At 72.6% G+C, this 5,168-nt stretch carries 6 protein-coding genes; 1 reads left to right on the forward strand and 5 read right to left on the reverse strand.

From position 1 onward, the window contains the following. The 4 genes from ACXJKL_RS13920 to ACXJKL_RS13935 all read right to left on the reverse strand — a co-directional run. Positions 1–431 (reverse strand): sigma-70 family RNA polymerase sigma factor (locus tag ACXJKL_RS13920; protein ID WP_457207639.1); only part of this gene is annotated, 431 nt, incomplete at its 3' end. Continuing rightward, complete coding sequence (locus tag ACXJKL_RS13925; RefSeq protein WP_457207640.1) at positions 428–1,006, reverse strand: carboxymuconolactone decarboxylase family protein; 579 nt, start codon at positions 1,004–1,006, stop codon at positions 428–430. The genes ACXJKL_RS13925 and ACXJKL_RS13920, both read right to left, overlap by 4 nt. Before the next feature lie 81 nt (positions 1,007–1,087). Further along, positions 1,088–1,744 (reverse strand): class I SAM-dependent methyltransferase, encoded by a 657-nt coding sequence (locus tag ACXJKL_RS13930; RefSeq protein ID WP_457207641.1) that lies wholly within the window; start codon positions 1,742–1,744, stop codon positions 1,088–1,090. Further along, positions 1,741–3,786 carry an acyl-CoA dehydrogenase family protein gene (locus tag ACXJKL_RS13935; RefSeq protein ID WP_457207642.1) on the reverse strand — a complete coding sequence of 682 codons (2,046 nt, stop codon included), beginning with the start codon at positions 3,784–3,786 and terminating at the stop codon, positions 1,741–1,743. The genes ACXJKL_RS13930 and ACXJKL_RS13935 overlap by 4 nt, the downstream gene beginning before the upstream one ends. Before the next feature lie 23 nt (positions 3,787–3,809). On the opposite strand from ACXJKL_RS13935, the gene ACXJKL_RS13940 reads away from it, so the two are divergent. After that, positions 3,810–4,724, forward strand: coding sequence for a sulfotransferase domain-containing protein (locus ACXJKL_RS13940; protein ID WP_457207643.1), 915 nt, complete (start codon positions 3,810–3,812; stop codon positions 4,722–4,724). Here the strand turns inward: ACXJKL_RS13940 and ACXJKL_RS13945 are convergent. Then, positions 4,685–5,168, reverse strand: a 484-nt coding sequence (locus ACXJKL_RS13945; RefSeq protein WP_457207644.1) for a C40 family peptidase, incomplete at its 5' end; no start/stop codon positions are given. The genes ACXJKL_RS13940 and ACXJKL_RS13945 overlap by 40 nt on opposite strands.

The raw sequence follows: 5,168 nt of genomic DNA on the forward strand, positions 1-5,168 counted from the left end.
GCCTCGGACTTGTCCACGGCGGCCGCGATCTCGTCGTACGGCACGTCGAAGACCTCGCGCAGCACGAAGACCGCCCGCTCGGTCGGCGGCAGCGTCTCGAGCACCAGCAGCATGGCGGTCGAGACCCCCTCGGCCAGCTCGACGTCCTCGGCGACGTCGGGAGTGGTCATCAGCGGCTCCGGCAGCCACGGCCCGACGTACTCCTCGCGTCGGCGCGCGCCGGCCCGCAGGTGGTTGAGCGCCAGCCGGGTCGTGATGCGCACGAGGTAGGCCCGCGCGTCGCGGACCTCGTCGTGCTCCACGCCCGACCAGCGCAGCCAGACCTCCTGCAGGACGTCCTCGGCGTCGGCCGCCGACCCGAGCATCTCGTAGGCCACGGTGAAGAGCAGGCTGCGGTGGGCGACGAACGCGTCCGTCGTCGGCCCCCTCATGCGTGCGAGCGTACGGCGAGCGGAGCCAGCTCGCAGCGGTCCGCGTAACCCTGGCTGGCCAGGCCCATGGCCGCGTTGAAGCGGGAGCGCTGGTTCTCGACCGCCACCATCATGGTCAGCTCGACCATCGCCTCGTGGCCCAGCGCGGCGTCGAGGGCGGCCACCATCTCGTCGGTGACCGTCGGCGGGGTCGAGGTCATCGCCTCGGCGTAGGCCATCACGTCACGCTCGAGGTCGGTGAAGACGTCGGCCTCGCGCCAGCGGGGCACCTCGCGCACCTTGTCGAGCGTGAGGCCCTCCTCGTGGGCGAGGAAGTAGCCGAAGTCCAGGCACCACGAGCAGCCGATCTGCGCGGCGCCGGCCAGCTGTGCGTAGGTCTTGAGGTGCGGGTCGAGGGCCTTCCACCGGGCGACCTTCTGCTCGAAGGAGAAGACCGCCCGTGCGATCGGCCGGTGGTGGAGCAGGACCCGGGCGTTGTCGGGCACCTCGCCCCACAGGCGACGGGCGACCGCGGTCATGACGCGGCCGTGGACGCCGTCGAGGCGGGCCTGGGGGATGCGGAACGTGCTGGGCATGGGGTGCCTCCTCGTCGACAGGTCCCGGCTCGTCCCGGGTCCTCGTCATGGAGACACCGGCCGGCCCCGCCCTGTGACAGGTCAGCCGGCGACGGCGCGGAAGTAGCCGACCCCGCCGCTGAGGTGCAGGTCGACGTCGCGGCAACCGGCCTCGGTCAGCCAGGTCACCGCCTCGCGGGCGGTGCACATGGGTCCGAGGATGCCGGCCAGCGTGCCCATCCGGCGGACCGGCTCGTGGGCGCGCCCCGTGTCGAGGAACAGCGCGCTGCCGGTGATGACCCCGCCGGGGCGCAGCACCCGCACCATCTCCCGGACCGCCCGGTGCGGGTCGGGGAAGCAGTGCAACCCGGTGAAGGTGGCCACCAGGTCGACCGAGGCGTCGTCGAGGGGCAGGTCGCCCACGTCCGCGACGAGCGGGGTCACCTGGTCGTCGACACCGAGGCGACGGGCGGTGGCCAGGGCCCGGTCGAGCATCGGGGCGGAGATGTCGGCGGCGACGTAGTCCAACCCCTGCCCCGGCGTGATGCCGCGGAGGGCGATGCCGTTGCCGGTGGGTACGTCGAGCACCCGCGACCCGGCGGGGAGCCGACCGACCTCGCGCACGGCGTCGTACAGGAGGCCGAGGTCACTGCCCAGGCCGAGCCGCCAGGCCAGCCCGCCGACGCGGCGGTGCTCGACGAGCCAGCCGTAGACGCTGGCCCACAGCGGGTCCTCGTGCCAGCCACCCAGGAGTCTCATGCGCCGAGGATCTCCTCCGACCGCAGCATCTCCCGGGGCACGCCGAGGGCGTCCACCAGGTCGACCGCCAGCGGCCGGATCTTGCGGCAGAGGTCGTTGACCTCGCGGCTGATCGCCTTGGAGCGGGCGGCCGTGAGGCGACCGTGCTCCATGAACCAGGCGCGGTCGGACTCGATGGTCGTGAGGGCGTGCAGGTCGCACAGCAGGTTGAGGGCGACCTTGGTGTCGCCGGACGGCTGCGCGGCGGCCTTGGCCACGAAGGCGTCCAGCACCAGGCGCTCGACGTGCGCGCGGGCGGCGCCGATCACGTGGTCCTGGACCCGGGAGAAGACCTCCCCGGGGTTCATGCCGCCGTCGATGCCGCGCTTGAGGCGGCGGGCGACGCCGCCGAGCATGTGCTCCTCGCGGAAGCGCAGCATCGCCTGCTGGTACGCCGGGTCGAGCAGGCCCGCCTCCTGGTCCCAGTCGTCGCCGCCGGGCAGCACGTCCCTGATCGAGAAGTCGCTGATGGCGGAGAGGAGCTTGCGGGCGCTGGTCCTCTCCAGGACGGTGTCGACCGCCAGCCCCGCGACGAAGCGGGCCATGCCGAACTGGTCCATGTCCTCGAACTCACTGGCGTAGTCGGTCAGCAGCCCCTTGGCGACCAGCTGGAGGAGGACGTGGTTGTCGCCCTCGAAGGTCGTGAAGACGTCGGTGTCGGCCCGCAGCGCGTCGAACCGGTTGGCACTGAGGTAGCCGGCACCACCGCAGGCCTCGCGGCACTCCTGGATGGTGCGGCTGGCGTGCCACGTGCCGAGCGCCTTGAGCCCGGCCGCCTCCGACTCGAGCCGGCGACGGTGCTGCTCGCCCTCCTGACCCCCGGTGGGCGGCGGGCCGGAGAAGACGTCGTGCAGCTGCTGGGCGACCGACTCCTGGGCGAAGTGCAGCGCATAGGTGCGGGCGAGCAGCGGGAGGAGCCGGCGCTGGTGCATGCCGTAGTCGAGGATCAGGTCCTCCACGGGCGGGTTGCTGGCCTCGAACTGCCGGCGCCGGACGGCGTACCGGACGGCGATGGTCAGCGCGACCTTGGAGGCGTTGATGCCGGCGCCGCCGACGCAGACGCGGCCCTGGACGAGGGTGCCGAGCATGGTGAAGAAGCGGCGGTTGGGGTTCTCGATCGGGCTGGAGTAGGCGCCGTCGGCGGACACCGCGGCGAACTGGTCGAGCAGGTTGTCGCGCGGGATGCGGACCCCGTCGAACCAGATGCGACCGTTGTCGACGCCGTTGAGGCCGATCTTGGGTCCGCAGTCCTCGATCCGGATGCCGGGCAGCACGTCACCGTCCTCGCGCAGCGGCACGAGGAAGGCGTGGACGCCCTGGGACTGGCCGCCGATCTCGAGCTGGGCGAAGACCACCGCCACGTCGGCGTGCGCGGCGGCGTTGCCGATGTAGTCCTTGCGGCTGGCGTCGTCGGGGGTCGTGATCACGAACTCGCCGGTGTCGACGTCGTACGTCGCGGTGGTGCCGAGGGCCTGCACGTTGGAGCCGTGTCCGGTCTCGGTCATCGCGAAGCAGCCCATCAGCTCCCCGGTGATGAGCCGGGCGAGGTAGGCCTCGTGGTGGCGCTGGGTGCCGAGCTGCAGGATGGCGCCGCCGAAGAGGCCGAACTGGACCCCCACCTTGACCAGCACGCTCAGGTCCCCGAGGGCGAGGGTCTCGAAGGCCGCGATGGAGGCGCCGATGTCGCCGCCCCCGCCGTACTGCTCGGGGAAGCCCATGCCGGTCTGGCCGGTCGCGGCCATCTGGACGACGACCTCCTTGACCCGCTCGCGGAACGCGGCGGTGTCCAGGGTCTCGGCCTCGAGCAGGATCCCGGCCTGCTCGACCAGGTTGGTGCGCACCAGGGCGCGCACCTCGGCGTACCGGCCGTCCAGCAGCGCGGTCATCGCGGCGACGTCGACCTCGGGCCGCACGTAGCCGCCGGGGGGCTGCTGGATGTCGTGCTCAGCGGCGTGCTCGGCGTCCTGCTCCGTGGTGTGCTCAGCGGCGTGCTCGGTGGTCATGRCCACAAGGTAGCGTCGCGCGCGTGAACCGCCCCGGGCCCGACGTCGATCTCGGGCGGATGCCGTACAACTTCTCGATCGTCGGTGTCCAGAAGAGCGGCACCTCCACCCTGTCGGGGACGATCAGCCAGCACCGCCTCGTGTGCCGCCCGCCCCGCAAGGAGGCGCACTTCTTCAACGACGAGTCCTACGACTGGGAGCACCCCGACTACGAGCGCGACTACACCGCGCCGCGTCGGGCGAAGGTGCACACGATGGTCGGCGACTCCACCCCGGTCTACCTGTTCTGGCCGCAGGCGTTGGAGCGGATGCGCGCCTACCGGGCGGACATGCCGCTGATCGCGGTCTTCCGCGACCCGCTCGAGCGGCTCTTCTCGCACTGGACGATGCTCCGGACGCGGCACCCGGACTGGCCGGACTGKCCGGGCTTCCTCACCGAGTTCCGTCCCACGTCGCTGCCCGACACCGTGCCGACCGACGTCAAGCCGATGCGCTACAAGCACATGTCCGGGATCGCGCGCGGCTTCTACGGCGCGCAGCTCGAGCGCGGCTTCGCGGTCTTCGCGCGCGAGCAGTGGCTGCTGCTGGAGTTCCGCTCGATGCTGGCGTCCTTCGACTCCTCCGTCGATCGGGCGACCGACCACCTCGGCCTGCCGCGCTTCGAGAAGCACCCGCCGCTGCGCAACCGGTACGCCGGCGCGGAGCTGGTCGCGGGGACCCCGCCGACCGCGGATGACCTGCAGTCGCTGGCCGAGCTGTACGCCGCCGACCTCGCCGTCTTCGACCGGCTCTCGGGTCTCGACACCTCGGGCTGGCCCACCACCCGGATCCTGGCCGGGACGCTGGACCCCGGCGAGCTGGCCGCCCGGTTCGCGACCAAGGTCGCGCCGGCGACCGGTCAGGGGCGGGCGAAGAAGTTCGGCGTGGTCCAGGAGTAGATCGACTCCCGGACGACCGGCCGTCCGGTGCGCGGGGCGTGGATCATCTGGCCGTCGCCCACGTAGAGGCCCACGTGGTAGATCGAGCTCGGGTTGCTGCTCGAGCCCCAGAACACCAGGTCCCCGGGAGCGAGCTGGGACGCGCTGATCCGCGTCGAGCCGCTGAACTGCGCGACCGAGTAGTGCGGCAGGTACTTGCCGCCCTTGGCCCAGGCGCCCGCCGTGAGGCCCGAGCAGTCCCAGGCGTCGGGGCCGGCCGCACCCCAGCGGTAGGGGTCGCCGATCTGGGCGGTGGCGAAGGCGATGGCCGCCGCGGCGCCGGTGCTGGCCGGCGGAGGGGCGGGGGCGGGCGCGGGTGTCGGGGTGGTGGGGACCGGGGGCGCCGGGACCGGAGCGGGCGGAGTCGGCGTGGCTGGCGCGGGCGCGGGCGGAGCAGGTGTGGTC

Source organism: Nocardioides sp. P5_C9_2 (assembly GCF_054049555.1).

What these genes read in the sequence shown, in the direction of transcription:
- ACXJKL_RS13925 (WP_457207640.1), bottom strand. Translation starts at nt 1,006, where the DNA reads ATGCCCAGCACGTTCCGCATCCCCCAGGCCCGCCTCGACGGCGTCCAC.
- ACXJKL_RS13930 (WP_457207641.1), bottom strand. Translation starts at nt 1,744, where the DNA reads ATGAGACTCCTGGGTGGCTGGCACGAGGACCCGCTGTGGGCCAGCGTC.
- ACXJKL_RS13935 (WP_457207642.1), bottom strand. Translation starts at nt 3,786, where the DNA reads ATGACCACCGAGCACGCCGCTGAGCACACCACGGAGCAGGACGCCGAG.